Origin of the sequence: Mesorhizobium sp. LSHC420B00 (assembly GCF_000503055.1) — a bacterium.
GTDB lineage: Bacteria > Pseudomonadota > Alphaproteobacteria > Rhizobiales > Rhizobiaceae > Mesorhizobium.
On the sequence record NZ_AYVY01000002.1, the window covers coordinates 325554 to 351212 of the forward strand.

A 25659-nucleotide genomic window follows, 5' to 3' on the forward strand; every position below is an offset into this window, starting at 1 on the left:
CGGGCGGTTTTTCTTTGCCTTTGCGGTCATTTCCGGCTGAATTGCTGCAAGCAAAGAGGAAATCACCAATGTCCCTGAAGTCACGCCTGGCGGCCGACGAGACGCTGTTCACCGCATGGTCCGGCGTGCCGGATGCCCTGACTGTCGAGATATTGGCCAGACAAGGGTTCGACGCGGTTACGCTCGACATGCAGCATGGTGGCCATCACGAGGACAGCGTGCTGCGCGGGCTTGTGCCGGTGCTGGCGGCCAACAAGCCGGCGCTGGTGCGCATCCCGGTCGGCCGCTTCGACATGGCCAGCCGCGCGCTCGACTTCGGCGCCGAGGCTGTGATCGCCCCGATGGTGAATTCGGTGGCGGACGCAAAGCTGTTTGCCGCCGCCATGAAATACCCGCCACTCGGCGAGCGCTCCTGGGGGCCGACCTATGCCTTTCCGCGCCATGGCAAGGGCGATTATGCCGACTGGCTGCGCGACAGTAACCAGCGCACCATGGCGTTCGCCATGGTCGAAACGCGCGCCGCGCTTGATGCACTCGACGGCATTCTCGACACGCCGGGTATCGACGGGATCTTCCTCGGCCCGTCGGATTTCTCGATCGCCTGGTCGAAGGGAACCACCGTCAGTTCGACGCTGGAGAGCATGATGGAGACCGTCGCCTCGATCGCCGAGCGCACCCGCAAAGCCGGCAAGCATGCGGCGATCTATGTGATGGAACCGGCCATCGCCGGTCGCGTGGTGTCGATGGGTTACCGGCTGCTGGCGATGGGTTCCGAGCATTCGCTGATTTCGCTTGGGGCAAAGACCCTGCTGAGCAGCGTCAGGGGTTCAATCGCTTCCTAGAGATCCGTCAGGAATTTCGCGAACGTCATCGACCCTTCGGGCCAGGGGCCAAAGCCGGAATCCGCGTTGAGATGGCCGGCATCGCCGGCGTCGATGAACAGCGAGCCCCAAGCCGCGGCAATGTCCTCGGCGACGCCGAAGGCGCAGAACGGGTCGTTGCGGCTGGCGATCACCACCGACGGAAACGGCAGCGGGTCACGCGGATAGGGACCGAAGGTCATCAGGTGCCTCGGCTTTATCTTTGGATTGGCGACATCGGGCGGCGCCACGAAAAAAGCGCCGGCGACCGGCCGCTCGAACCGAGACAAGGCCTGGATGACCGCGGCGACGCCAAGCGAATGGGCGACGATGACGACCGGCCGCTCGGCCTCGTTAACCGCCTTGGCGACACCGGCCGTCCAATCCTCGCGCACCGGCTTCGACCATTCCGCCTGTTCGACGCGGCGCGCTGTCGATAGTTTCGACTGCCAGCGGCTCTGCCAATGATCGGGGCCGGAATTGGTGTAGCCCGGCACGATGAGAATATCTGCTTCCCTGACTTTCATGGCGCGCATGTAGCGAGAGGCGCTGTCGGGTGCAACCGGGTATAAACTCAACAGCGACACGCAAACGGCCTCTCACGAGCCCGGTTCTGCTCGCTATTGTGAACACCATGTTCGCTTCTTGCGCTCTTGTGTGAACGATCGCGATCGACGATCTGTCGCCAGGAAAGAATGGCTGTTCCGAGATTTTGGCACGGACACGGCGTAGAATGATTGATGGCGCCGGGTTCCTCTGTTGGAAGCTTGTCGAGCGCCGCCTGAACGGAGCACTTTGATGAGCGAACTGCCTTTTGCCGCGACGACCCCGGTCAGCGTTGCCCGCGTCGGCTTGCGGGCGCGCCATGCAGAAAATCTCGCTGCCTACTATCGCAAAGTCGTCGGTTTGCAGGAACTGAGCCGCTCCGGCGGCACGATCACGCTCGGCGCAGTCAATCGTCCTTTGCTCGACATCGAAGCGGATCCGGCTGCGAAACCGGATGACCCGCGCAGCGCCGGTCTTTTCCACACCGCCTTCCTACTACCCAGTCGGGCCGATCTCGGCCGCTGGATCAATCACGCCATCGCCGGCAAGATTGGCATCGAGGGCGCGTCCGATCATCTGGTCAGCGAGGCGCTTTATCTGACCGACCCGGAAGGCAACGGCATCGAGATCTATGCCGACCGCCGTCCGCAGGACTGGAAATGGAACGGCGACAAGATCGCGATGGCGACGGAGCGGCTGAACATCCCTTCGGTGGTTGCCGAAGTGCCGGCCGGCGACACCGGCTGGCAGGGCGCGCCGGAAAACAGCATTATCGGCCACGTCCATTTGCGGGTCGGCAGGCCGGAAGAAGCCGAAGCATGGTGGCACCAGGAGTTCGGTTTCGACACGGTGGCAAAATATGGTGGCGCGGCGGTGTTCCTGTCGTCCGGCGGCTATCATCACCACATTGGCGCAAATGCGTGGCAGAGCCCGGGTGCCGGTCGCCGAGATCCCTCCCGCTCCGGCCTGGCCTGGGTCGAGATGCGTTCGGACAATGCCGCGAGCGACACTACCCGCGAGGATCCGTGGGGCACAGTGATAAGGACGGTTCCCGGTAAGGCGTAGGCTAGAGGTTAGCCTTCTCGAGTAAGCGTCCTAGCATCAGCAGGCCCGCTGGCCATACGCCCAGGCGGGCCTCGTTTCCCATATGGCCGAGATCGCCGGCATCGGCGATATCCGCGCCCCAGGCTGCGGCAAAAGCGGTCGCCTTGTCGAAGGTGACGCGCGGGTCGCTGCGGCTCGCCACCACCAATGCCGGGAAGGGCAGGCGCTTCAGCGGCATCGGCGCGAACGGGCGCACCGCGTCGAATGAGGGATCGGTATCCTCGACATTGGTCGCGGCGACCAGGAACGCCGCCGCGACCTTGTCGAGCTGGCTTTGACTGGCCCCGGAAGCCCACTTCACCGCCGTCGCCACTGCCAGCGAATGTGCAAGCAGCACGATGCGGCGCGGTGCGGCGGCCACCGCAGCATCCACCTGGCCGATCCAGTCTTCAGGCTTCGGCCGGTCCCACTCTGCCTGCAGCACGCGGCTCGAATTGGGGAGCACCCTGCACCAATGCGACATCCAATGATCCGGTCCGGAATTGCCGCGGCCGGGCAGGGCAAGAAAATCGAAATCTCCGGCCGCCGAAATCATCAGGCTTCTCCGAACACTCGGCTGAAGATCGTGTCGACATGCTTGGTATGATAGCCCAAGTCGAATTTCTCGCGGATCTCGGCCTCAGGCAGGGCTGCAACAACGTCCTTGTCGGCCAAAAGTTCCTCAAGGAAATCAGCGCCTTGCTCCCACACCTTCATGGCATTGCGCTGCACCAGCCGGTAGGCTTCCTCACGCGAAATGCCGGCTTGCGTCAGCGCCAGCAGCACGCGCTGCGAATGCACGAGGCCGCGGAACTTGTTCATGTTCTTCAGCATGTTGTCGGGGTAGACCAGCAGTTTGTCGATGACGCTGGTCAGCCGTGACAGCGCGAAATCGAGCGTCACCGTCGCGTCGGGCCCGATCATGCGCTCGACCGACGAGTGCGAGATGTCGCGCTCGTGCCACAGCGCCACATTCTCCATTGCCGGCAGCGCGAAGGAGCGCACCATGCGAGCAAGGCCGGTGAGGTTCTCGGTCAGCACCGGGTTGCGCTTGTGCGGCATCGCCGACGAGCCCTTTTGTCCGGGCGAAAAATACTCCTCCGCCTCCAGTACCTCGGTGCGCTGCAGATGGCGCATCTCGATCGCCAGCCGCTCGATCGACGAGGCGATGACGCCGAGCGTGGCGAAGAACATCGCATGGCGGTCGCGCGGGATCACCTGCGTCGACACCGGCTCGGGCTTCAGCCCAAGTTTCTTGGCCACGTACTCTTCGACATAGGGGTCGATATTGGCGAAGGTGCCGACCGCACCCGAGATGGCGCAGGTGGCGATGTCCTCGCGTGCGTGCACCAGCCTCTCGCGGCAGCGCGAGAATTCGGCATAGGCCTGCGCCAGCTTGACGCCGAAAGTGGTCGGCTCGGCATGGATGCCGTGGCTGCGGCCGATGGTAATCGTATCCTTGTGCTCGAAGGCGCGGCGCTTGAGCGCCGCAAGCAGCCCGTCAATGTCGGCCAGGAGGATGTCGCTGGCCCGGGTGAGCTGCACGGCAAAACAGGTGTCGAGAACGTCGGAGGATGTCATGCCCTGATGGATGAAGCGGGCATCCGGCCCGACGAATTCGGCAAGATGGGTGAGAAAGGCGATGACGTCGTGCTTGGTGACGCGTTCGATCTCGTCGATGGCTTCGACATCGAATTTCGCCGCCCCGCCTTTCTCCCAAATGGTCTTGGCGGCCTCCTTCGGGATGACGCCGAGCTCGGCCAATGCGTCGCAGGCGTAGGCCTCGATCTCGAACCAGATGCGGAACCGGGTTTCGGGCGACCAGATGGCCACCATTTCCGGCCGGGAGTAGCGAGGGATCATCAGTCGGTCCTGACTTGCAAGAGCATTTGCCCGCGTCCTAACAGAGGCAAGCAAAATGCTCAACGTTGCTGGCGCGCAAACCAGACACTGGCGACAGCCAGCGCAATGAAACCGAGCGGAAAATACAGCCGGATGCCGAGGACGACGAACTGGTAGAGCGCCGTCAACATCGTGAACACGAACTGGAAAACCCAGGTGATGGTGAGCGCGGGCGCATGCCATTGGACATAGTAGGAGCGGTATTGCAGCCCAAAGAGGCCGCCGGTGAAGGCGATAGTCACGGTGAGAAGGCAGACGAAGGCGGCAGCGAGGGCGATCTCCCAGTTGCGTCCGAGGGAGACGAGTCGCGCCAGAAACAGCCCAACCGGGAAGGCCAGCGCGCCGCCGGCAGCATAAAGCAGCGAGACGAAGCGGACCTTCGCCGGGGTCTCCCAATCGTACAGCTGCAGATTGAGCAGCGCGCTGGCGCCCATCGCCATGGCCCACAACAAGGCACCGACAAAAGCGGTGCGCAGCGGCGGCAAGGAGCGGCGGAGACGGCGCAGAGCGCGATAGCGCATGGCGGGGAACGTCACAGGCGACCGGTTACCGCGATCCAGCGATAGTCCGGCCCTTCGAAGCCGTATTGGCGCACCGCGATCAGCACGGCATAGGCGCCGAGGCTATCCAGTGAAAATGTCTGGACCGCGCCGATCTGGTGCCCATTCGGACAGCCGCGGCTTTGCGGGATTGATTTGTCCTCGTGAATAATCCTCGTCTGGCCGCCGTCCTTCGCCTCGATGCGCAGCAGGCGAAAGCCGTTGATCTCGCCCTGGCTCTGGCAGCGTTCGGTGTCATTCATGCCGATCTGGTCGAGCCGGAACTCGAGCGGATCGTCGACCGGCGAAAAGATCGGGCGCGGATTGACCACCATGCGGAAGGGATCGGCAGAAAGCTCGGTCACCGGGTTGAAGCCGGCGGTGATGCCGCGATTTGCCGTGAGTTCCGCCTGACTGACGATCGCTTCGCCCTTTTGCCGAGCCTGCAGCCGCGCTGCGTCCACCATGGCATTCTCGTCTTCGAGCCGGACTCGGATCGGCGATCCCTTGAGAAAACTGTCGTCGGCCGTGTCGATGTAATAGCGGTTGGCATACGGGAATCCCGATCCGTCCTGGACGCCATATTCTTCGAAGGCGAAGATGCCGCGGTCACGGCTGAAGCCGAGGATCTCAAGCTCGGCGACATCGCCTGCGTAGGCAGCGACCGAAGTTGCAAGCTGGGCGAACAGGCAGACGGCAAACAGGGCAAGATTTCGCATGGGGCTTTCCGTTCAGGCAGTCGACGTCGTTAAATTCCCTATCACGATGCTGTCAAAAGATCGTGCTAACTGAAACACGAAGTCGATGCATCCAATCCGGCTGTCGTTTGTTATTGTCGGCAGCTTCACCGCATCGTGCCTTCCGAAAATCAGAATCGATTTTCGGAAGGGCACGATGCATTGATTCAAAATGTTTAGAGCATCCTTTGCGCGTCCAAAGGACGCGCGGCGCCCTAAGGGAGACCCCCATGACCGATGCAGCCAAGATCCGCGAACGTATGGAAGTGATCGGCGCCGACGGCGTCCATGTCGGCACCGTCGACAAGATCGACGGGGATCGCATCAAGCTGACCAAGCGCGACAGCGGCGAGGGCGCTCACAGGGGCCATCACCACTTCATTCCTCTCAGCCTCGTCGCCGAGGTCGAGGGCCAGAAGGTGCGCCTGTCGGCAAACTCGGATGTTGCGGTCACGTTCGAGGAAGAAAAATCCGACCCCACCTGATCATAGTCCAGTCTGACTACTGCTCACCGAATGAGCGTCGGCGCGTTCAGCGCGACGACCAGACCGGGAAGAGATCGCCCTCGGCCGGCGTCGCGGCAAAGACGCCGCGGCTGATGGCGCGCGCCATCGTCGCGCCGGCAGCTGCGTAGAGATCGATTGCATCGTTGGGCCCGAGCTCGATGCCGCTCTTGCCCGTTGCCAGCGCGAAGACCAGATCGCCGTCGGCGGGCGTGTGCGTCGGCCAAATGGCACGGACAAAGCCGTCATGCGCTGATATCGCCAGGCGTTTGGCGGCGGCCTTGGTGAGGACCGCATCAGTGGCGATCACGGCGATGGTCGTGTTGGCGCCGGTTTCCGCCTGCTCTGCGGCATGCTTGTCACGGAACTTCAGCAGGATCTTTCTGGCACCGTCAGGCATCGGGTGGGGATAGCCTAAGCCGCCGAACTCGTCGCCGATCTCGAACGGTGCCGCCCAGAAATGGCGGCTCCCGGCGACCGTCACCGAGCCGGTCGGGTTGACGGCGGCGAGCGCGCCGATGGTGACGCCGCTGTCCAGCATTGTCGAGGCCGAGCCGAGCCCGCCCTTCAGACCGGAGCTCAGCGCGCCGGCACCCGCGCCGGCGGTGCCGAGCGCAAAGTCTATCGCGGCGGCTTGCGCGGCTTCGTAGCCGAGGTCGCGGTAAGGCGGATACCGGCCCCAATCCTTGTCGCCGCCATTGCGCAGGTCGAACAGGATCGCCGCCGGCACGATCGGCACGCGAAAGCCGCCGACCTCGACGCCCATGCCTCTTTCGCGCAATGCCGCCTGTACCCCCGACGCGGCGTCGAGGCCAAAGGCCGAACCGCCCGAAAGCACCACGGCGTGGATGGCATGGATTGAATTGTGCGGCTCGAGCAGGTCGGTTTCGCGGGTGCCCGGCGCACCGCCCAGGATTTGCACGCCGGCCACGGCCGGTTCGTCGCAGATGACGGTGGTCACACCGGATTTCAGCTTGGCATTCGCCGCATTGCCAACCCGCAAGCCGGCAACGTCGGTGATGAGATTGCGCGGACCGGTATGGAACATTATTGGCTCTCCGCCCGCACGAAACGGCCGCCGTCGAAACGGTAGGCACGATAAGGATTTTGCGTCAGGTCGCCTTTCTCGTCAAAGCGGATCGGCCCGATCGCCGTAGTGAAGTCATGTCCAGTAAGCAGGTCAGCCAGGCTTTTGCCGGAGGTTTCGGAAGCCGCAAAGGCCTCGCGGGCGATCTCGACCGCGGCATAGGCGGGAAGCGTATAACCATCCGGCACGATGTTTTGTGCGACAAAGCTTTGCAGCACCTTGGGGTCGGCGACGTCAACCCATTCGGGCGGCGCGATCATTAGCGTGCCGACGGCGTAAGGCACGTCGCCGAGCGGCGCGCGCAGCGCTTCACCGCCGGCAAACACCATGCCGGTATCGAGCTGGCCGGCGTCGCGGCCCATAATGGCGACATCATCGCCGTCACCACCGGCAAAGACATGCGTTGCGCCGGCTTTCTTCAGTCGGCCGATCAGGCCGATCTGGTTGTCGAGCTGCGGCCGGAACGTGTCGACGAACACTGGCTTCAATGCCGCCTGCTCGGCGGCAGACCGAAACGTCTCGGCCATTTCGCGGCCATAGATCGTGCCATCGTCGACGATAGCGAACAGCTCGTTCTGCCATAGGCGGGTGAGGGTGGCGGCGACGGCATTGCGCTCGTCGTCGCCGCGCGGCCCGAGACGATAGATCGGCCATCCCGTCTTGGCGCGCCGGTCGGTCAGGCTTTCCGTGCGCACGCCGACGGTGATCACCGGGATGTCGGCATCCTTGAGGATCGGCAGAGCCGCCTCGATTGCGTCGGTGCACAGAAAACCGATGACGACCTTGACCTTGGCCGCGGCGAATTCCCGCGCGGCGGCAACGCCGCCAGCGGCCGTGCAGGCGTCATCGATCGTCCTGATCTCGGTATCACTCGCTTCAGCCGCCATTGTCGCGCCTGCCTCGATCTGCTTGCCGAGGATCGCCGACGGCCCCGACAAAGGCGCCGCGACACCGATCAGCAGCGTCTCGGCACTCGCACTACCGGCGAGCGAGAGCCAGGCCAGCACCGCTATCGTGGTTGTCCAAGGTCGCATGCGAGCGAAGAATTCCTCCGCGCCGGTCGCGTGTTTTGCCGGCGCCAATGCCGTCAAGACCTAAAGGCTGGCCAGCTTTGGCGCAACACGCGAATTCGGGATATAGCTCAAGCACTTCGCTTGTGGCATGCAATATGCGGTCATATATAACGGCTGGTTCTGACTAACGGAAAATCATCGGTGCTGAAGAAGAATGAAATCGGGCCGCAGGCCTACCGCGACGCTATGGCCCATTTTGCCGGCCATGTGCATGTGGTCACCACTGATGGCCCGGCGGGCAAGCGTGGCGCGACGGTGATCGCGGCCTGCTCGGTGTCGGACACGCCGCCGACCATCCTGGTCTGCCTCAATCGTGAAAATCCCAAGAACGAGCCGTTTGTGAAAAACGGCAAATTTGCCCTGAACACGCTGGCTTCGGATCAGGAGCCGCTATCGATCGGCTTTTCCGGCATCACCGGCCTGCCGGTCGAGGAGCGTTTCGCATTGGCCGAATGGGACGTCATCTCGACCGGTGCGCCGACGTTGAAGGGCGCGCTTGCCGTCTTCGACTGCGAGCTGATCGACACCAAGGATTTGGCCACTCATCGTGTGCTTTTTGGCAAGGTGACAGGCCTGCGCACCGGCGATAATTTGCGGCCGCTGATCTATCACGACCGCAGCTACCACGCTCTGTAGAGGCTTTGATGGCCGCGTCCATGGAGATCAAATGACCGAGCTGAAATCGCGCCCCGTGCCGCGGACCATCGACGAGACGCTCGATCTGTTGACCAGTGCGGATTATGTGGCGGACCGGTCGCTGGCGACTGTGCTGTTTTTGTCGCTGCGCATGAAGCGTCCGCTGTTCCTTGAGGGTGAGGCGGGCGTCGGCAAGACCGAGATCGCCAAGGTGCTGGCCGAGGCCCTTGGCCGTAGGCTGATCCGCCTGCAATGCTATGAAGGGCTCGATGTCTCGTCTGCCGTCTACGAGTGGAACTACGCCGCGCAGATGATCGAAATCCGCATGGAGGAGGCGGCCGGCAAGGTTGACCGCTCCGACATGGAACGCAACGTCTTTTCCGAAAAGTATCTGATCCGCCGCCCGGTGCTCGATGCGCTGACTGGCAAGGCGGGCGCCGCACCGGTGTTCCTGATCGACGAACTCGACCGCACCGACGAGGCCTTCGAGGCATTCCTGCTCGAAATCCTTTCCGATTTCCAGGTGACGGTGCCCGAACTCGGCACCATCAAGGCGGAGGAGCCGCCGATCGTCATCATCACCACCAACCGCACGCGCGAAATCCACGACGCGCTGAAGCGGCGCTGCCTTTATCACTGGGTCGATTATCCCAATGCCGAGCGCGAGCTTGAGATCGTCCGCCGAAAGGTGCCGCAGGCCAACAGCCGGCTTTCGGCCGAGGTCGTTTCATTCATCCAGAAGCTGCGTCAGATCGAGCTGTTCAAGGTGCCCGGCGTCGCCGAGACCATTGACTGGGCCGGCGCGCTGACCGAACTCGACAAGGTGGCGTTGGACCCTGAGACGGTTTCCGACACGATTGGCGTGCTGCTGAAATACCAGGACGATATTGCCCGCATCGGTGAGGGCGAAGGCCGGCGCATCCTCAACGAGGTCAAGGCCGAGCTGTCGGCGGCGGAGTAGGGCGATGCCGCGTGCGGAACCCAAAGAGGCAACGGCGGACGGGCGGATCGCCGACAACGTCGTCTATTTCTCCCGCACCTTGCGCAAGGCCGGTATGCGTGTCGGACCGGCCTCGGTCAAAGACGCCATCGAGGCAGTGCTCGCTGCCGGCATCGGCTCGCGTGACGATTTCTACTGGACGCTGCACGCCGTGCTGGTCTCGAGGCACGAAGATCACGCCACCTTCGACGAGACCTTCCGGCTGTTCTGGAAGTCGCACGAGCTGATCGAAAAGATGCTGGCGATCTTTTCGCCGATCGCTCCCGACAACAAAGGGAAGCAAAAACCCCGCGCGGCCGAGAACCGCGTCAGCCAGGCGATGTTCGAGGGTCACCAGAAGAACCAGCCGGCGCAGGAAGTTCCCGAGATCGAGGTCGACGCGCGCTTCACCTTCTCCGGCAACGAGGTGCTGAGAGGCAAGGATTTTGCCCAGATGAACGCCGCCGAGATGGCCGACGCCAAGATAGCGATCGCCCAGTTGCGGCTGCCCGTCGACATGGTTCGGACGCGGCGTTTCAAAGCCGATGCGCATGGCCGCCGTATCGATCCGCGCGCCATGATGCGCTCGGCTGCGCGCACCGGCGGCGAGTTGATCCTGCCTAAATTCCGCTCGCCCCGCGAAGTCCATCCGCCGCTGGTGGTGCTTGCCGACATTTCCGGTTCTATGAGCCAGTACACGCGGATCTTCCTGCATTTCCTGCATGCGCTGACGGAAAAGCGCCGGCGCGTGCACGCCTTCGTCTTCGGCACCAGGCTTACCAATCTGACCCGTCAGATGCGGCATCGCGATCCCGATGCCGCACTCGCCGACTGTTCTGCCGCGGTAAAGGACTGGTCGGGCGGCACGCGCATCGGCGATACGCTGGCAGAATTCAACCGTTTTTGGTCGCGCCGCGTGCTGGGGCAAGGCGCGGTGGTACTGCTGATCACCGATGGGCTGGAGCGCGACGAGGTCGCCGGCCTGTCGGAGGAAATGGAACGGCTGCATAAATCCTGCCGGCGGCTGATCTGGCTGAACCCGCTGCTGCGCTTCGACGGCTTCGAGGCGCGCGCCCGCGGCGTCAGGGCGATGCTGCCGCATGTCGACGAATTCCGTTCGGTGCACAATCTCGACGCGCTCGCCGATCTCTGTGCGTCGCTGGACAAGAATTCGGTGCGTTCGGTCGACCCGCGCCGGTGGATCCAGGCTGGCGCGAAGCGCGTCGCATAACCACATGTCTCCCAGGGAGAAAATCATGGAACACAGTGTCTATCTCGATGAAGCCCGCGACCCGCTGATCATCGCGGAGGGCTGGATGAAGGACGGCAAGGACGTCGCCATTGCCACCGTGGTCGAAACCTGGGGTTCGGCACCGCGGCCGGTCGGTAGCCATCTGGTCATCGACACCGAAGGCAATTTCCATGGCTCCGTTTCGGGCGGCTGCGTCGAAGGCGCAGTGGTGACCGAAGCAATCGACGTCATCGATAGCGGCAAGGCGAAGATGCTGGAGTTCGGGGTCGCCGATGAGACTGCGTGGCAGGTCGGCCTGTCCTGTGGCGGCCGCATCAAGGTCTATGTCGAAAGATTGGGCTGATTGTCGATGGATCCTTACGCGCTGAAGACACTCAACGCCGAACGTCGTGCCCGCCGCGCGGCGATTTTGGTAACCGATCTTGGTGACGGCCGGGACCGTATCGTGCGCGAGGGCGACCAGGTTGCCGGCGAACTCGGGGCAGCCATCGCCAAGGCATTCCGCACCGGCAATTCCGGGTCGGTCGAAGCTGGGGGACGGGCCTTCTTCCTCAACGCACATCTGCCGCAGCCACGCCTGGTGGTGATCGGCGCCGTCCACATCAGCCAGGCGCTTGCACCGATGGCCAGGATCGCCGGCTATCCCGTCGAGATCATCGATCCGCGCACGGCGTTTGCCACGTCCGACCGCTTTCCCGACATCGCGCTGCATGCCGAATGGCCGGAGGATGTCCTGAAGCGTCAGCCGCTCGACGGCTATACCGCGCTGGCTGCCCTCACTCATGATCCGAAGATCGACGATTTCGCGCTGAAGGCGGCGCTCGACGCCAACTGCTTCTATGTCGGGGCGCTTGGCAGTCGCAAGACCCATGCGAAACGCGTCGAACGCTTGCTGGCCTTGGGCGCGACCGCCGACCAGATCGCCCGCATTCATGCACCGATCGGCCTCGACATTGGGGCTGCCAGCCCGGCCGAGATCGCCGTCGCGGTGTTGGCGCAAGCGATCCACGCCTTTCGCTCTCGCGGCCTCGAATCCAAAGGCGCGGTCGCGTGAAATTTGGTCCCGTTCCGATCGATGCGGCCGAAGGGGCAGTGCTGGCGCACGCCACCACAGCCGGAGAGCGCCGCTTCCGCAAGGCGCACAGGCTAAGCGCCGAGGATGTGTCCCTGTTGAAGGCCTCCGGGATTTCCGAGGTCGTCGCGGCGGTGTTGGCGCCCGATGATCTCAGCGAGGATGCCGCGGCCGAAAAGCTCGCCGCATATATGATCCATCGCAACATCGAGGCGAAGCGCGCTGCGACCGGCAGGGTCAACCTCCACGCGCAGGCTGCCGGCATATTCACCGTCGACGCGGCGATGATCGACGCCATCAATGCCGTCGATCCGACGATTACCATCGCCACGCTGGCGCAGCATGCGCCGGTCGAAAAAGGTCAGATGGTTGCGACGGTGAAAATCATTCCGTTTGCGGTCGCCTTCGCTTTGGTCGATGCGGTGGCAAGGATCTGCGCCGAGGGCGAGATTTTTGCGGTCAACGCCTATCAGCCGGTGCGCGTCGGCGTCATCCAGACGGTGCTGCCCGGCATCAAGCCGAGCGTGCTCGACAAGACGCTGCGCGTCACCGAAGCGCGCCTGGCGCGTTCGGGCAGCCGGCTGACGACGGAGCGTCGAACCCCGCATGAGGTCAGCCCCGTCGCCGAGGCTGCCGCCTCGCTGATCCGCGACAACGATATGGTGGTGATCTTCGGCGCCTCGGCGATGGCCGATTTCGGCGACGTCGTGCCCGCCGCCATCGAAAGGGCAAGCGGCACCGTCATTCGCGCCGGCATGCCGGTCGATCCTGGCAATCTGCTGGTGCTCGGCAATCTAGGCGGCAAGCGCATCATCGGTGCGCCCGGTTGCGCCCGTAGCCCCAAGGAGAACGGCTTCGACTGGGTGCTCGACCGGCTGATTGCTGGTCTCGACGTGACCGCCAGGGATATTGCCGGCATGGGCGTTGGCGGGCTGCTGATGGAAATTCCGACGCGGCCGCAGCCGCGCGAGCCGCTGCCGGCCAAAGCAGAACCAAGGGTCGAGACGGTGCTTCTGGCGGCCGGCCGCTCCAGCCGCATGAGCGGGCCGAACAAGCTTTTGGCGCTGTTCGACGGCAAGCCCCTGGTCCGCCGCACCGCCGAACGCGCGGTCGGTTCGAAAGCCGCGGCCACCATCGTCGTCACCGGCCACGAGCGCGAGCGCGTGCGCAGCGCACTGTCGGGCATGGATGTGACCTTCGCCGACAATCCGGATTTCGCCGAGGGTCTGTCTTCGTCGCTGAAGGCAGGCATCGCCAAGGTTTCTGGCGACGCCGCCGGCGCCCTGATCGTCCTCGGCGATATGCCGGGCGTCGCCTCGGCCGACCTCGACAGGCTGATCGAGGCGTTCCGCAAGTCCGAAGGGCGATCGGTGGTGCGCGCCTCTCATAATGGCCGGCGCGGCAACCCGGTGCTGCTGCCGCGCTCGCTGTTCGCCGCCATCGCTCACCTCGAAGGCGATACCGGTGCCCGTCATCTGGTCGAGGCCGAAGGGCTCGACGTCATCGATGTCGAGATCGGCGAAGGGGCGGCCGTCGATGTCGACACGCGCGAGGCGCTGGAAAGCGCCGGCGGCGTGCTGCAGGATTGACAAACCGAAGCCGAAAAACGCATGGCTGCGGGATGGCCTTTCGTTCTTGCTTCCGGTTCCGCTTGCCCCCCTCTGGCCTCCCGGCCCTGCTGATCGCGATTTTTTTGTCGCTCTCTTGTGCCGCCTACGCCAACGCTCTCGAACTCAAACCCTTCAAGGATGATCTGTTCGCCTATCCGGCGACGCTCTCATCCGAAAACAACGGCGCCTATACGGTCATCGACTATCGTGAGTTGCGCGACATCAACGCCCGTGACGAAGTGCCTGAGCGTCGTGTGCACGCGCAATACACCGATACCGGCGTGCGCAAGGTGCAGCAGGATCTGTTGCTGAAGACCGACGCTGGAGATGTCCGCCACATTGCCGTCGGCAAAGTCGGGGGCGCCAGCATCATCGTGCTTTACCTGCACGGGCAGGGCGGCAGCCGTAAGCAGGGCACCGACGACATCACCTTTGGCGGCAATTTCAACCGCATCAAGAACCTGATGGCCGGCAATGGCGGCCTCTATCTGTCGCCGGATTTTTCCGACTTCGGCGACACCGGTGCCGCCCAGATCGCTGCGTTGATCGGCCACTATGCCGAGCAGTCGCCGGGCGCAAAAATCTTCGTCGCCTGTGGCTCGATGGGCGGTTCGTTATGCTGGAAGCTGGCCGATCGCAAGGACACCGGCGGGCGCATCGACGGGCTGCTGCTGCTCGGCTCGCTGTGGGATGAGAGTTTCTTCTCAAGCCCCGCATTCAAGCGTCGTGTGCCGGTCTTCTTCGGCCAGGGTAGCAAGGACCCGGTGTTTCCAATCGAGAAACAGGAAGGCTTCTTCCGATCGATCCTAGCCAAATCGAGAACCTATCCGACCCGCTTCGTCCGTTTTGAAACTGGCACGCATGGCACGCCAATCCGCATGACCGACTGGCGGGGTACACTCAACTGGATGTTATCGAAGGCCCCCTAGGGCGCGGTGTTGTAGTCGACGACCGTCTGCGGATTTTCCTCGCCGTCGTAAGACGCGTCGACGTCGTACTGGACCAGGGAAAAATCGCCGTTGCGAAACAGATATGTCCCCGATGAAGAGGCATCGCCGATGCCACGCCATTTGTTGAACGTAGCGATCGTCTTGGTCTCTTCGTCGTAATCGGAATTGGTTGCCCAGCCGGAGGTCTGGAAGCCAACTATGGTCATGCCCAGCAATTTGCCTTCGCTGTCGTTGTTTTCGTAGCGAATGTCCATTTCGGGTTCGGCGAACTGCAATTGCCTGACGCCGAGCACGTCGTCGCTCATGTAATAAATAGAGCTTTCGTTATAGGCCGCGGCCGAGCAGGAGAAGTGGAAAAGCCGCGTTTCCCTTTCGGGATCACTGGCAGCCGCATCCTTGTCCTTATAGTGGATCGAGAAAATGTCCGGCTCCTGCGCCAAAAGATCCTTGTCGCACTGGTCGCCATAAGTCGTGGCAAACGCTCTGTTGGCCTGCTCAAGCGCTGCGTCCTTCTTCGGCGGCGGCGGTCCTTCGCCGCAGCTTGCCGGCACGGCATCCTCGAAATCGGCCTTTGACGGTTTCAGCGCACCCTTGTCGATGAAGATCGAGCGAAATGGCGGTTCCTGGATCGAGGCGTTGATCTGGCGCAGCGTATAGCAGCCGGCAAAGACATTTTCGCTGCCGTCCTTGGCTGTCGCCCGGATGGCGACCGGAACGCTGTAGTAGATACTGCCGGCAGCACCGTCTTCGGACACACCACCGGTTTTTACGTCGACCGTGTCGGTGCCGTCATAGCCTTTGACGAAGGAGTTGAAATCCTTGGCCGGCTTGGTGTCGCCGAAATAGTCCCAGGCGCGCGCGAATTCGTGCCGGCTGATGGCACTATAAAGCGACCGGATGACCGCTTCGGCATTCGACCTGTCGTCGATATAAGGCGCGTCTGCGGCGAGCGCCGATTGGCCGGCAAGAGAGATAAAAGCGGCCGTTGCGAAAAGGGCGCGTCTCATCGGGAACCTCCACTCGATGAAAAATCCTATCATATCGATTGCGGCGACGTGGTGACGCTTGAACAATCGCGTGCGAAAGCGCTACCTCTCGCCGTCGGCAGTCGGGCCGCGTGGAGATTTCTTGTGACCATATCAATGTATGAAGCATCCGTGCCGGTATTTTCGGCGAGGCTGAAGGCACTGGCCAACGTCCTGAGCATTGCCGAGCAAAATGCGGCTGACCGGAAGATCGATCCGCAGGTGTATCTCACGGCGAGGCTGGCGCCGGACATGTTCGCCCTGACCAGGCAGGTACAGATTGCCACCGATCACGCCAAGGGCGCGCCGTCGCGGCTGGCCGGGCGTGAGGTGCCAAAATACGAGGACAATGAGGCGAGCTTCGCCGATCTGCAGGCCCGCCTTAGCAAGACATTGGCTCATCTCGCGACATTTTCGGCGGCCGAATTCGATGGTTCAGATGACAGGATGGTCGAACTGAGGCTTGCGGGACGCGAGGTTTCGATGCCAGGAATGCAGTATCTGTTGCATGCCGCCATGCCCAATTTCTATTTCCACCTGACCACTGCCTATGACATCCTGCGCCACAACGGCGTGCCATTGGGCAAGTCGATCTTCCTCGGATTGCGTTGAGATTCGCTCAGGAGATATCCCGGCCGCGCCGGGATATCTCGCGGTGCACTGTTTAGCGCAAGGACATTTCCCGGGCGATGCGTGGGAAATCGGCCGGCTTGACCTCGATATCGGCGCGATCGGCATTGCTCATCGAATGGAGTAGCGCCAGTGCCGCGCGATAGCGCAGCTGTTCCCGCGGACGCGGACGGGCGAACATTTCAGTGAAGAATCCCATGATTCAAGCCCCTCTATTGAAACCTCCGCGGCCTTCAATATAGGCGGATCATGACGATTGTGCAGTGCAGCATTCGCATGGCAGCCATGCTGCCCCGATCTTTTTTGACATAATTCGGCTGGTCCGGCGAAACTTCTGCGGCACTTCGACCGTATGCGTCAGTGCCGGCATTTGGCCGGTTTTTCCTCGCCATTCCTGGCGAACTTCCGGACTGCATGCACATGCAGTCCGGCTTTTTATTGGCCGTGGGGATAAACCCCGTTCGCCGGCATCCTGGGAAAGTCGCCTGGCCTGCCGGCGGCGGGCTTGGAAGCGGCCGGCGCTTTCCTGTATGCTATTGCTTCCTCCTCGCGCAGCCGCGCAAAATTCCCGCCGGAGAACCTCCATGCACAAACGCCGCCTCGGCCAGACCGATCTTTTCGTGTCGCAGATCTGCCTCGGCTCGATGACCTGGGGCCAGCAGAACACCGAGGCGGACGGTCACGCTCAGATGGATTTGGCGTTTGCGCGCGGCGTCAATTTCATCGACACCGCCGAACTCTATCCGATCCCGCCCAAGGCCGAGACGCAGGGCCGCACCGAGACAATCATCGGCAACTGGATGAAGGAGAAGCGCAATCGCGGCCAGGTGATCATCGCCTCGAAAGTGGTTGGCCGCACCGCCAACACCTGGTTTCGCGGCGACCGCCCGTCGAAGCTGGTGCGCGCCGACATCTTCGACGCTATTGATAAGTCACTCGCCAGGCTCAACACCGATTACATCGATCTCTACCAGATCCATTGGCCGGAACGCGACGTACCGTGGGGCGCCAATCCGAACCGCATCGGCGCCGTGCCGCGACGCTCCGATGCCGCCGGCGTGCCGGAGGGCGAGACGCCGATCGCCGAGACGCTTGGTGTGTTCGACGAGCTGGTGAAGGCCGGCAAGATCCGCCACTTCGGCCTGTCGAACGAGAATTCCTGGGGCGTCATGCGTTTCATTGCCGAAGCCGACAAGGGCCTCGGCCCGCGCGTCGTCTCGTTGCAGAACGCCTATAATTTCGTCAACCGCACCTTCGAGGTGAACCTTGCCGAAGTCTGCGAGCGCGAGCAGGTGTCGCTGCTTGCCTATTCGCCGCTGGCGCAAGGCTATTTGACCGGCAAATACGATCATGGCGCGCGGCCGCAGGGCTCGCGCTCGCAGTTGTTCAACCGCGGCCAGCGCTACGAGACGCCGAATGCTGCCGAAGTGCAGCTCGAATACAACCGGTTGGCGCGCACCTTCGGCATGGAGCCGGCCCTGTTTGCCAATGCCTATGTCTCGAACCGGCCCTTGGTCACTTCGAACATCATCGGTGCCACCACCATTTCGCAACTCGAAATGGCGCTCTCTTCCGCCAACGTGGTCTGGACCGAGGACATGCAGAAAGCCGTCGATGCGATCCACCAGCGCGTCGGCAATCCGTGCCCGTGAGGCGTCGAGACGTGATCGTCCGATGATCATAAGGGGAGGGGAACAGCCATGGACTTCCGGATCGACGCGGTGCGCGCAAAATTTCCGGCCTTGTCGCTGACCGACAAGGGCCGCAGGCGCATCTATCTCGACAATCCTGCCGGCACGCAGGTGCCGCAGGCGGTGGCGGACGCGGTGTCACGCTGCCTGCTGACCACCAATGCCAATCTCGGCGGCTTCTTCGAGACCACCATCGCGGCACAAGACATCGTCGACGAGGCCCATCTGGCGATGGCGGATTTCCTTGGCGCGGCAAGTCCGCGGGAAATCATCATCGGCGCCAACATGACGACGTTGACCTACCACATGTCGCGAACGCTTGGCCGTACGATGAAACCCGGCGACGAGATCATCCTCACCCGCATGGACCATGAGGGCAACATCTCACCCTGGCTGCAACTGGCTGAAGACCTTGGCCTTGTCGTGCGCTGGCTACCTTTCGACCAGCAGAGCTGGCAGATCGAGGAGGCGGCGCTCGCCGCGCTGCTTTCCGAGAGGACGCGGCTCATCGCGCTCAACTACGCCAGCAATCTCACCGGGGTCGATCAACCGGGTGAAGGCGTTGACCCGCACTGCCAGGCAGGCCGGTGCGTTGGTCTACGTTGATGCCGTGCAGTTCGCCCCGCATGGCCTGATCGACGTCCAAAATCTCGGCTGTGATTTCCTGATCTGCTCGGCCTACAAGTTCTTCGGCCCACATATGGGAATTTTGTGGGGCAGGCTGGACGTCGTCGATGCGCTGAAGCCGTACAAATGCCGTTGCTCGTCCAATGCCTTGCCGGAGCGCTTCGAGCTCGGCACGCCGCAAATTGAATTGATGGCCGGCCTGTCGGCGGCGGTCGATTATCTTGCCGAGCTGGGCGCGGCGGCCGGCGATCAAGCATCGCGCCGCCAGAAAATAACCAAGGCCTTCGAATTGTCGATCGCTTACGAGAACCCGCTGGCGCAACGGCTGATCGACGGTCTGTCGGATATTGCCGGCCTGACCATCCACGGCATCACCGATCCGAAGCGGATCAATGAGCGCGTGCCGACGGTGTCCTTCACCGTCCAAGGCATCGTGCCGGAGGCGATCGTGCGGCAGATGAATGCGGAAAACATCCCTATGGTCCGGCCACAACTACGCCTGGGAGATTGTGCACCAGCTCGGCATTCCGGCCGACCAGGGCGTCGTGCGCATAGGCATCGCTCATTACAACACTTCAGCCGAGATCGACGAGACGCTGGAGAGTGTGCACCGCGTTGTCGCCATGCTGAGGCAGGAACGATCCTGAGCGCGCCTCGCGGGCCGATCATCGCTTGTGGGCGCCGCCAAAACCGGTGAGGAAGGCGGTGAGATTGTCGCCGAGCTCGTCGCAGAGATAGCCGCCTTCCTGGACGATGACTGTCGATAGGCCGAGACCGGCGATGGCCTCGCCAATGCGCGAGAAACCGGGCGTGCTCACCGACAGCCCACCGAACGGATCGCCCTCGAAGGCGTCGAGGCCGAGCGCCACCACCAGCGCTTCTGGCGCAAAGGCGCGGATACGCTGGAAAGCCACGTCCAGTGCTTCGAGGAATGCGGCGTCGCCGGATTTGCGCGGCAGCGGCAGGTTGAGATTGTAGCCGAGGCCGGCGCCTTCGCCGCGCTCGTCGGCATGGCCCCAGAAAAACGGATAGAAGCGCACCGGGTCGGCATGCAGCGACACGGTGAGCACGTCCGGCCGGGCATAGAAGATGCCCTGCGTGCCATTGCCGTGATGCAGGTCGACGTCGAGGATCGCCACCCGCGCCGCTTGCTTGCGCAGAACCCGTGCGGCGACCGCCGAATTGTTGATGAAGCAGAAGCCGCCGGCGACCTCGGCAAAGGCGTGATGGCCGGGCGGACGGCAGAGCGCATAGGCTGAAGGCACGCCCGACATCACCGCCTCGGCTGCTTCAACCGCGCTCCAGGCGCTCCACAGTGCGCTCTGCCACGTCTCGCCGGAGATCGGGCAGGCGGTGTCGGCCATGTGGTAGCCGGCCTGGCCGACTGCCGAGGCAGGATAGGAGCCGTGCCGCGCGATCGGATGGATGTTGGGAATGACCTCGGCAGAGGCACCCTCGATGCGCTGCCAGCGCGCGAAGATATGCTGGAGGAAATCGAGATATTCGGGCGTATGCACCGCCGCAATCGGGCCGAGCCCGTGATCCCGCGGCCGTTCGATCGTGCAGCCGGCAGCCTTTGCGCCGGCTAGCAATCGCTCGACCCGTTCCGGCTTTTCCGGATTGGGCTGCGGCGCGCCGCTTGAGAGGAACGCCTTCGGGTCGTGGCGCTTCTGTTCTTCGGCATAGAAGGCTTTCATGTTGGCTCCTCCGGTGCATCGGCGAAGGCGAAAAAGGCGTCGCCGACGATCTTCTGCACCTGCTCGTAACTCGACCAGGCAATGCCCAACCGTTCGTAAAAAGCCTTGGCGGTCTCGTTGTCGGTATCGACGGACAGCCTGAGATAGACGCCGCCTGCCTTCCGGCACTGCGCCGCCACCCGGCGCAGCAGGCGCTCGCCGATCCTGCGGCCGCGAAACCGGTCCTCGACGTAGAGGTCCTGCACATAGACGCCGGCTCGTCCCATCCATGTCGAGAAGATCGGAAAATGCAGGCAAAGCCCGGCAAATTCGCCGCCGACTTCGGCGATCAAGGTCGAGAAGGCAGGCTTTTCGCCAAAGCCATAGGTGCGGAGATCCGCAGCTGTCGAGGTGATCTCCTGATGTGCGCCGACATGCGCGCCGAGCCGTAGGAGTGCGGCGTGGATGGTTTCGACGTCCTCCACCCGGCCGGGGCGGATAAGCACGTTTGTGGATGGCGTACTCACGGCAGGCAGGGCGCCCAGGCACCCCCCTCTGTCCTGCCGGACATCTCCCCCTCAAGGGGGGAGATTGGATGTCGCGCCGGGTTTCGCCATTCACCAACGTTGCAGGGTGGGCAGCGAGATCGAAGCTGCCGATCTCTCCCCTTGAGGGAGAGATGGCCGGCAGGCCAGAGGGGGGTGTGCCGGAGCGCAACCATCAGAACGCCACACGGTCGCCGCCCTTGAGCGCCAGCATCTGCCGCGCCTCGGCCGGCGTCGCGACGTCCAGCGACAGCCCGTCGAGCACGCTGCGGATACGGCGGACCTGGTCGGCATTGGACTTGGCCAGTTGGCGCCCGTCGTAGAGGCTGTCCTCCAGCCCGACGCGGACATTGCCGCCCATCGCCGCCGCAATCGAGATCATCGGCATCTGATGGCGTCCGGCGGCCAGCACCGAAAACTGGTAGCTGTCGCCGAACAGTTTGTCGGCGATGCGCTTCATGTGGATCAGGTTTTCGGGATCGGCGCCGATGCCACCGAGGATGCCGAACACGAACTGGATGAACAGCGGTCCCGACACCAGCCCGCGGTCGCGGAAATGCGCCAGCGAGTAGAGGTGGCCGACATCGTAGCACTCGAATTCAAAGCGCGTGCCGCAACCACGCCCAAGCTTCTCAAGCACCGTCTCCATGTCGGCAAAGGTGTTCTTGAAGATCGTGTCGCGGGTCGCCTCGAGCAGCTTCGGCTCCCATTCGTGCTGCCACTCCCGCGGCCGCTCGAGCATGGGGAACAGCGCGAAATTCATCGAGCCCATGTTGAGCGAGCACATTTCCGGCTCCGCCCTGAGCGGGGCGGCCAACCGCTGGTCGAGCGTCATCAGCGAGGAGCCACCGGTGGTGATGTTGATCACTGCGTCGGTCGCCTGCTTGATGCGCGGCAGGAACTGCATGAACACCTCGGGGTCGGCGGTCGGCCTTCCATCCTTGGGGTCGCGGGCGTGAAGATGCAGGATCGAGGCACCGGCTTCGGCGGCGGCGATCGCGTCGGCGGCGATCTGGTCCGGCGTCACCGGCAGATGCGGCGACATCGATGGTGTGTGCACCGACCCGGTGACGGCGCAGGTGATAATGATTTTTCGCGGCGCCATGGTTCGGCCCTCAGCCTTCGACCGGCAGGTCGAGTTCACCGGCCAGCACTTCGAGCGAGTCGCCGATGATGGCTACGATCTCGCCGATCTGCGCGGCGGTGACGATCATCGGCGGCGCGACCATGAAATTGTCGCCGTCGACGCCGCCCTTGACCTTGCGTCCGTAGATGATCAGTCCGCGCTCATAGGCGAGGTCGAGCAGCCGCTGGGTGGCCTTCTTTGCCGGCTCGATCGGCCTCAGCGTATCTGGGTCGGCGACCATTTCGGCACCTGTGAGCAGGCCCTTGCCGCGGACGTCGGCGATGAACGGAAACCGCTTCGCCAATCCCTTCAGCTCGTCCATCAAAAGCTTGCCCATATCGGCCGCATTGGCGATCAGGCCGAGACGGTCCATCTCGCCGAGCACGGCGAGCCCGGCGGCGCAGGCGAGCGGGTTGCCGGCATAGGTATGGCCATGCTGGAAGCCGCCCGATGCGAGCAATGGCTGCACCAGCCGCATCGGTGCCGCCAGCGCGCCGAGCGGCGCGTAGCCCGAGCCCAGCCCCTTCGACAGCGCAACGATGTCGGGCTTGCAGTTCCAGTGGTCGCCGCCGAGGAATTTTCCGGTGCGACCGGCGCCGCTCATCACCTCGTCATGGATGAGCAGGATGCCGTAGCGATCGCAGATCTCGCGGATGCGCGGATAGTAGCTGTCCGGCGCCACCAGTGCTGCCGTGGCAGCGCCGCCGACCGGCTCCATGATGAAGGCGAGCACGCTGTCCGGCCCCTCGGCGAGAATCTTCTCCTCCAGCATGTCGGCATAGCGGATGCCGCGCTGTTCCATCGAAAGATTGTCGCGGTCGCGCCAGGCGATGGGCGCCGGCACGGTCGGCATCACTTGCATCATCGGCGCAAATGTTTCGGCCAGCGCATCGTCGCCGGTGACGGCGAGCGCACCCAGCGTGCCGCCATGATAGGACGGAAAACGCGTGATCACCTTCCAGCGGCTGGGCTGGCCGGTGGCGACCGCCCATTGCCGCGCCAGCTTGACGCAGGATTCCGTTGCCTCCGAGCCGCCGGAGACGAAAAAGATGCGGTCCAGGCCCTCGGGGAGTTTGGCCGCCAGTTGCCGCGCGAGCTCCTCGGCCGGTTCGTTCTCGAAATGCAGGCGGTAGGCGAAGGTGGCGCGGTCCATCTGCCGTTTCATCGCGTCGAGCACGTTGCGGTTGGAGTGGCCGATATTGGCGACCATCGGCCCGCTCGATCCGTCGATGAAGCGGCGGCCATCCTGCGTCCACATGTAGATGCCTTCGGCGCGGTCGATCAGCGGCCGACGCAGGCTGGACAGATAAAACAGATGCGAGGCTTCGCGGGCTTCCGGGACAGGGGGCTTCAGCATGTCATGGCTTTCCAAGATAGCGGTCGAGGACATTTCTGGTGACGCGCTCGACCATCGCGTCCTGCCTTAGCAGGCCGGCGACCCATTCGCAGCTTCCTGCGTGAAACACCTCGCCCTTGCCGCGCGGGAAATTGACGATCATGCCGTTGCCGCGTTTGACCTTGTCGAGATTGGCGTCGCTTGCCTCGCCGAACAGCGTTTCGGCGGTGAAGCGACCGTCCTCGTCGCCGAGGAACTGGTCCTCGAACGGAATGTCGGCGCTTTCCTCGACCTGGGCAGCCATGCCGACCGCGAGCACCTGCAGGCCGTCCGGTGCGCCGCTGTCGGGCGTGGGGTAGGGCAGGCCGCCGCGGATCTCGAAATCGAGCCCGTCGACCTCGTAGCCATAGACATGGCTGTCGGCGCCGAGCAGGTCGCCATAGTAGATGCCGGTGCCGGCAAACGCCCAATGCTCAGGCCGGTAGACCGGAAAGCCGCGTACGCCGCGCGGCGCGCAGCCGCCCCAGCCCGCATAGACGCCTCTTGTCGCGTTGAGGCCGAAGGTCGCCGCACCCGGCCGGCCGATTTCCGGCGCTTCCCAGGAATTGGTGGCGCGCCTTATATCGCCGCCGCGATAGGCCGGGTCCTCTGCGCGAGCGCGGTATTTGTAGCAGACCTGCCGGCGGCCTTCGTCCTCCAGCCTGGTCTGCCACATGAAATTGCCGGCGAAGCGCGCCGCTTGGCCGCCGCGCTCGACATAGGTGTCGACCGCATCGCGCATCTCCCAGGTCCAGTATTCGTCGTGGCCGACGAAGACGACGCAGTCGTAGCCGTCGAGAATGTCGGGCGAAAAATGCAGATCGTGCTGGCTGGCAAGATCGACGGCGTAGCCGGCACGCTCGGCGAAGCGGAAGAAATGGCTGTCATAGCTTGCCCAGCCGGACGAGGCGTATTTCTTCGAATGGCCGGTGGCAAACGCCCATTCCATATGCGGATAGCGCGGCACGGTTTTCGGCGGCACGGCGACTTCGAGCGGCACGCGCGGCGCGTCCCTGGGCAGCACGACGAAGCCGCGGCACCAAGGCCGCTGCGTCGACACTATTCGTGCATACTGGTCGCGGCCTGGCCCGGTGATGCCTTCGTAATGGTTGGAACCGCCCCATGTGTTGTAGGCGAGCCAGGTGCCGGTGGCCGCGACCTGCAGCACGCGACCAAGCTTCTTGCCGGGCTGCGGCGCGACGATGAAAAGATGGTGGTAGCGGATCGGCTTGCCGTCGCGAGCGTCGGCTTCAAGCGTGACGCGATAGGCGCCGGACGGCCAGTCGTCGCCGATGCAAAATTCGAACGATGCTTCCCAGCCGCAGCCCTCGACCGAACACTGATCAGGCGTATCCTGCCAGCGCGCCGCGATCCCGGTCCTTTCGAATATCGTCGTTTCCGTACCGCCGTCGCGGACGATCGCGATGCCGAAACTGGCGGCCGTCGAGCTGACATGCAGCGCCACCATCTCGCCGGGGTGGTAGGAAAAACGGTCGCTGTAGCACCAGATTTCGCCGCGCCCGCCATCCATACCCGGCCATTCCCAGTAATGGCTGCGCACCGCCTGGCGTCGCTGCTCCGGCGTCAGTCCGAAATCGGGAAACTCGGTCGGCAGATGGTTCATGGACACCGCTAAGGTCGAAGGCCGCCATTTCGGCCATCCGCCGGCCAAGCGTCAATTGGAAACGATCGGGCCAGTCATCGCCGGGCTGCTCCCTTGGCCTTGCCGGACAAACAGACTATCTCACAAAACGCGGCCTTGTCCGCCACGGGAGCCGATATGCTGAGAGTGCAAAAGGTTAGGGTCAACGACATTTACGTGCCGACCGCGCGCAAGAAGACGCTGCATCCCGAGACCGTCCGCCATCTTGCCGAGGACATTCTGGAAAACGGCATGAATACGCCGATCCAGGTGCGCCATGACGGCAAGCGCCATATCCTGGTCGAAGGCCTGCATCGGCTCGAAGCGGCCAAGTGGCTCGGCGAGACTGAGATCGACGCCTATCTGGTGCAAGCCAAGCGCCACTGAAGCCACTCGGTTCCGTCGTTCGAATCTCCGGTTCCGCGGATTTTTTCTCGTGGACCGTGTCGGCTTGCGTCTTGTCGGTTCGTCCTAGACACGAAAGCCAAACCCG

General features: G+C 63.4%; 27 protein-coding genes and 1 pseudogene. 14 read left to right on the top strand and 14 right to left on the bottom strand.

Features of this window, described 5'->3' with window-relative positions; genetic code table 11:
* The first annotated feature begins 68 nt into the window (after positions 1–68).
* Entirely contained in the window at positions 69–842 is a 774-nt protein-coding gene (locus tag X760_RS45405; protein ID WP_023717391.1) for an HpcH/HpaI aldolase/citrate lyase family protein, read from the top strand.
* Here the strand turns inward: X760_RS45405 and X760_RS45410 are convergent.
* Positions 839–1387 carry an alpha/beta hydrolase gene (locus tag X760_RS45410; RefSeq protein WP_023717392.1) on the bottom strand — a complete coding sequence of 183 codons (549 nt, stop codon included), beginning with the start codon at positions 1385–1387 and terminating at the stop codon, positions 839–841. The genes X760_RS45405 and X760_RS45410 overlap by 4 nt on opposite strands.
* Before the next feature lie 271 nt (positions 1388–1658).
* Here X760_RS45410 and X760_RS45415 point away from each other — a divergent pair, with 271 nt between their 5' ends.
* Positions 1659–2471 carry a VOC family protein gene (locus X760_RS45415; protein ID WP_023717393.1) on the top strand — a complete coding sequence of 271 codons (813 nt, stop codon included), beginning with the start codon at positions 1659–1661 and terminating at the stop codon, positions 2469–2471.
* A 1-nt stretch (position 2472) separates the two neighbouring features.
* Here the strand turns inward: X760_RS45415 and X760_RS45420 are convergent, their stop codons facing one another.
* The 4 genes from X760_RS45420 to X760_RS45435 are packed head-to-tail and all read right to left on the bottom strand — an operon-like array spanning position 2473 to position 5649.
* Complete coding sequence (locus tag X760_RS45420) at positions 2473–3045, bottom strand: alpha/beta hydrolase (protein WP_023717394.1); 573 nt, start codon at positions 3043–3045, stop codon at positions 2473–2475.
* Positions 3045–4352, bottom strand: a complete 1308-nt coding sequence (gene purB / locus X760_RS45425) for an adenylosuccinate lyase (RefSeq protein WP_023717395.1) — start codon at positions 4350–4352, stop codon at positions 3045–3047. Before purB ends, X760_RS45420 begins: the two co-directional genes overlap by 1 nt.
* 59 nt (positions 4353–4411) lie before the next feature.
* The gene (locus tag X760_RS45430; RefSeq protein WP_031193518.1) at positions 4412–4912 is read right to left on the bottom strand and encodes a hypothetical protein; all 501 of its coding nucleotides are present in this window, start codon (positions 4910–4912) and stop codon (positions 4412–4414) included.
* Positions 4913–4923: 11 nt separating this feature from the next.
* Positions 4924–5649 (bottom strand): DUF2259 domain-containing protein, encoded by a 726-nt coding sequence (locus tag X760_RS45435; RefSeq protein ID WP_023717397.1) that lies wholly within the window; start codon positions 5647–5649, stop codon positions 4924–4926.
* Positions 5650–5897: 248 nt separating this feature from the next.
* Here X760_RS45435 and X760_RS45440 point away from each other — a divergent pair, with 248 nt between their 5' ends.
* The gene (locus X760_RS45440) at positions 5898–6152 is read left to right on the top strand and encodes a DUF2171 domain-containing protein (RefSeq protein ID WP_023717399.1); all 255 of its coding nucleotides are present in this window, start codon (positions 5898–5900) and stop codon (positions 6150–6152) included.
* A gap of 46 nt (positions 6153–6198) precedes the next feature.
* Here X760_RS45440 and X760_RS45445 read toward each other — a convergent pair whose 3' ends face one another.
* Together X760_RS45445 and X760_RS45450 are read right to left on the bottom strand one after the other, a co-directional pair.
* Positions 6199–7218 carry a P1 family peptidase gene (locus X760_RS45445; protein ID WP_023717400.1) on the bottom strand — a complete coding sequence of 340 codons (1020 nt, stop codon included), beginning with the start codon at positions 7216–7218 and terminating at the stop codon, positions 6199–6201.
* The gene (locus X760_RS45450) at positions 7218–8291 is read right to left on the bottom strand and encodes a branched-chain amino acid ABC transporter substrate-binding protein (protein ID WP_023717401.1); all 1074 of its coding nucleotides are present in this window, start codon (positions 8289–8291) and stop codon (positions 7218–7220) included. The genes X760_RS45445 and X760_RS45450 overlap by 1 nt, the downstream gene beginning before the upstream one ends.
* A gap of 180 nt (positions 8292–8471) precedes the next feature.
* Between X760_RS45450 and X760_RS45455 the strand changes: the two genes are divergently transcribed.
* The 7 genes from X760_RS45455 (at position 8472) to X760_RS45485 (ending at position 14808) form a co-directional block, all read left to right on the top strand.
* A complete protein-coding gene (locus X760_RS45455; protein WP_023717402.1) occupies positions 8472–8966 on the top strand; it encodes a flavin reductase in 495 nt (164 codons plus the stop codon).
* A 31-nt stretch (positions 8967–8997) separates the two neighbouring features.
* Complete coding sequence (locus X760_RS45460) at positions 8998–9927, top strand: MoxR family ATPase (RefSeq protein WP_023717403.1); 930 nt, start codon at positions 8998–9000, stop codon at positions 9925–9927.
* A 4-nt stretch (positions 9928–9931) separates the two neighbouring features.
* Entirely contained in the window at positions 9932–11176 is a 1245-nt protein-coding gene (locus X760_RS45465; RefSeq protein WP_023717404.1) for a VWA domain-containing protein, read from the top strand.
* Between the two features lie 25 nt (positions 11177–11201).
* A complete protein-coding gene (locus X760_RS45470; protein WP_023717405.1) occupies positions 11202–11540 on the top strand; it encodes an XdhC family protein in 339 nt (112 codons plus the stop codon).
* Positions 11541–11546: 6 nt separating this feature from the next.
* A complete protein-coding gene (locus X760_RS45475; protein ID WP_023717406.1) occupies positions 11547–12251 on the top strand; it encodes an XdhC family protein in 705 nt (234 codons plus the stop codon).
* A complete protein-coding gene (locus X760_RS45480; protein WP_023717407.1) occupies positions 12248–13858 on the top strand; it encodes a molybdopterin-binding/glycosyltransferase family 2 protein in 1611 nt (536 codons plus the stop codon). The genes X760_RS45475 and X760_RS45480 overlap by 4 nt, the downstream gene beginning before the upstream one ends.
* Positions 13859–13962: 104 nt before the next feature.
* Complete coding sequence (locus X760_RS45485) at positions 13963–14808, top strand: alpha/beta hydrolase (RefSeq protein WP_348633206.1); 846 nt, start codon at positions 13963–13965, stop codon at positions 14806–14808.
* Here X760_RS45485 and X760_RS45490 read toward each other — a convergent pair.
* Positions 14805–15836, bottom strand: coding sequence for a DUF1176 domain-containing protein (locus X760_RS45490; RefSeq protein WP_023717409.1), 1032 nt, complete (start codon positions 15834–15836; stop codon positions 14805–14807). The two genes, X760_RS45485 and X760_RS45490, sit on opposite strands and share 4 nt — an antisense overlap.
* 123 nt (positions 15837–15959) lie before the next feature.
* On the opposite strand from X760_RS45490, the gene X760_RS45495 reads away from it, so the two are divergent.
* Positions 15960–16466 carry a DUF1993 family protein gene (locus X760_RS45495; protein ID WP_023717410.1) on the top strand — a complete coding sequence of 169 codons (507 nt, stop codon included), beginning with the start codon at positions 15960–15962 and terminating at the stop codon, positions 16464–16466.
* 52 nt (positions 16467–16518) lie between these two features.
* On the opposite strand, the gene X760_RS74375 is transcribed toward X760_RS45495, so the two are convergent.
* Positions 16519–16683 (bottom strand): hypothetical protein, encoded by a 165-nt coding sequence (locus X760_RS74375; RefSeq protein WP_023717411.1) that lies wholly within the window; start codon positions 16681–16683, stop codon positions 16519–16521.
* Between the two features lie 385 nt (positions 16684–17068).
* On the opposite strand from X760_RS74375, the gene X760_RS45500 reads away from it, so the two are divergent.
* Complete coding sequence (locus X760_RS45500) at positions 17069–18136, top strand: aldo/keto reductase (protein WP_023717412.1); 1068 nt, start codon at positions 17069–17071, stop codon at positions 18134–18136.
* Between the two features lie 48 nt (positions 18137–18184).
* Positions 18185–19449: pseudogene (locus X760_RS45505) on the top strand (cysteine desulfurase-like protein).
* 18 nt (positions 19450–19467) lie between these two features.
* Here the strand turns inward: X760_RS45505 and X760_RS45510 are convergent.
* The 5 genes from X760_RS45510 to X760_RS45530 all read right to left on the bottom strand — a co-directional run bounded on the left by X760_RS45510 (position 19468) and on the right by X760_RS45530 (position 25148).
* Positions 19468–20499: a histone deacetylase family protein gene (locus X760_RS45510; RefSeq protein WP_023717413.1), complete on the bottom strand. Its 1032-nt coding sequence runs from the start codon at positions 20497–20499 to the stop codon at positions 19468–19470.
* Positions 20496–21005: a GNAT family N-acetyltransferase gene (locus X760_RS45515; RefSeq protein WP_031193521.1), complete on the bottom strand. Its 510-nt coding sequence runs from the start codon at positions 21003–21005 to the stop codon at positions 20496–20498. Before X760_RS45515 ends, X760_RS45510 begins: the two co-directional genes overlap by 4 nt.
* Positions 21006–21198: 193 nt before the next feature.
* On the bottom strand, positions 21199–22128 hold the full coding sequence (locus X760_RS45520; RefSeq protein ID WP_023717415.1) for a 3-keto-5-aminohexanoate cleavage protein: 930 nt from the start codon (positions 22126–22128) through the stop codon (positions 21199–21201).
* 10 nt (positions 22129–22138) lie between these two features.
* Positions 22139–23506 carry an aspartate aminotransferase family protein gene (locus X760_RS45525; RefSeq protein WP_023717416.1) on the bottom strand — a complete coding sequence of 456 codons (1368 nt, stop codon included), beginning with the start codon at positions 23504–23506 and terminating at the stop codon, positions 22139–22141.
* A gap of 1 nt (position 23507) precedes the next feature.
* Positions 23508–25148 (bottom strand): N,N-dimethylformamidase beta subunit family domain-containing protein, encoded by a 1641-nt coding sequence (locus X760_RS45530; RefSeq protein ID WP_023717417.1) that lies wholly within the window; start codon positions 25146–25148, stop codon positions 23508–23510.
* A gap of 156 nt (positions 25149–25304) precedes the next feature.
* On the opposite strand from X760_RS45530, the gene X760_RS45535 reads away from it, so the two are divergent.
* Entirely contained in the window at positions 25305–25553 is a 249-nt protein-coding gene (locus X760_RS45535) for a ParB N-terminal domain-containing protein (RefSeq protein ID WP_023717418.1), read from the top strand.
* Positions 25554–25659: the final 106 nt, after the last annotated feature.

Bases quoted from the DNA above. Each gene is read 5' to 3' on its own strand.
- X760_RS45405 (WP_023717391.1), top strand. From the start codon at position 69: ATGTCCCTGAAGTCACGCCTGGCGGCCGACGAGACGCTGTTCACCGCA.
- X760_RS45410 (WP_023717392.1), bottom strand. From the start codon at position 1,387: ATGAAAGTCAGGGAAGCAGATATTCTCATCGTGCCGGGCTACACCAAT.
- X760_RS45415 (WP_023717393.1), top strand. From the start codon at position 1,659: ATGAGCGAACTGCCTTTTGCCGCGACGACCCCGGTCAGCGTTGCCCGC.
- X760_RS45420 (WP_023717394.1), bottom strand. From the start codon at position 3,045: ATGATTTCGGCGGCCGGAGATTTCGATTTTCTTGCCCTGCCCGGCCGC.
- purB (WP_023717395.1), bottom strand. From the start codon at position 4,352: ATGATCCCTCGCTACTCCCGGCCGGAAATGGTGGCCATCTGGTCGCCC.
- X760_RS45430 (WP_031193518.1), bottom strand. From the start codon at position 4,912: ATGCGCTATCGCGCTCTGCGCCGTCTCCGCCGCTCCTTGCCGCCGCTG.
- X760_RS45435 (WP_023717397.1), bottom strand. From the start codon at position 5,649: ATGCGAAATCTTGCCCTGTTTGCCGTCTGCCTGTTCGCCCAGCTTGCA.
- X760_RS45440 (WP_023717399.1), top strand. From the start codon at position 5,898: ATGACCGATGCAGCCAAGATCCGCGAACGTATGGAAGTGATCGGCGCC.
- X760_RS45445 (WP_023717400.1), bottom strand. From the start codon at position 7,218: ATGTTCCATACCGGTCCGCGCAATCTCATCACCGACGTTGCCGGCTTG.
- X760_RS45450 (WP_023717401.1), bottom strand. From the start codon at position 8,291: ATGCGACCTTGGACAACCACGATAGCGGTGCTGGCCTGGCTCTCGCTC.
- X760_RS45460 (WP_023717403.1), top strand. From the start codon at position 8,998: ATGACCGAGCTGAAATCGCGCCCCGTGCCGCGGACCATCGACGAGACG.
- X760_RS45465 (WP_023717404.1), top strand. From the start codon at position 9,932: ATGCCGCGTGCGGAACCCAAAGAGGCAACGGCGGACGGGCGGATCGCC.
- X760_RS45470 (WP_023717405.1), top strand. From the start codon at position 11,202: ATGGAACACAGTGTCTATCTCGATGAAGCCCGCGACCCGCTGATCATC.
- X760_RS45475 (WP_023717406.1), top strand. From the start codon at position 11,547: ATGGATCCTTACGCGCTGAAGACACTCAACGCCGAACGTCGTGCCCGC.
- X760_RS45490 (WP_023717409.1), bottom strand. From the start codon at position 15,836: ATGAGACGCGCCCTTTTCGCAACGGCCGCTTTTATCTCTCTTGCCGGC.
- X760_RS74375 (WP_023717411.1), bottom strand. From the start codon at position 16,683: ATGGGATTCTTCACTGAAATGTTCGCCCGTCCGCGTCCGCGGGAACAG.
- X760_RS45500 (WP_023717412.1), top strand. From the start codon at position 17,069: ATGCACAAACGCCGCCTCGGCCAGACCGATCTTTTCGTGTCGCAGATC.
- X760_RS45510 (WP_023717413.1), bottom strand. From the start codon at position 20,499: ATGAAAGCCTTCTATGCCGAAGAACAGAAGCGCCACGACCCGAAGGCG.
- X760_RS45520 (WP_023717415.1), bottom strand. From the start codon at position 22,128: ATGGCGCCGCGAAAAATCATTATCACCTGCGCCGTCACCGGGTCGGTG.
- X760_RS45525 (WP_023717416.1), bottom strand. From the start codon at position 23,506: ATGCTGAAGCCCCCTGTCCCGGAAGCCCGCGAAGCCTCGCATCTGTTT.
- X760_RS45530 (WP_023717417.1), bottom strand. From the start codon at position 25,148: ATGAACCATCTGCCGACCGAGTTTCCCGATTTCGGACTGACGCCGGAG.
- X760_RS45535 (WP_023717418.1), top strand. From the start codon at position 25,305: ATGCTGAGAGTGCAAAAGGTTAGGGTCAACGACATTTACGTGCCGACC.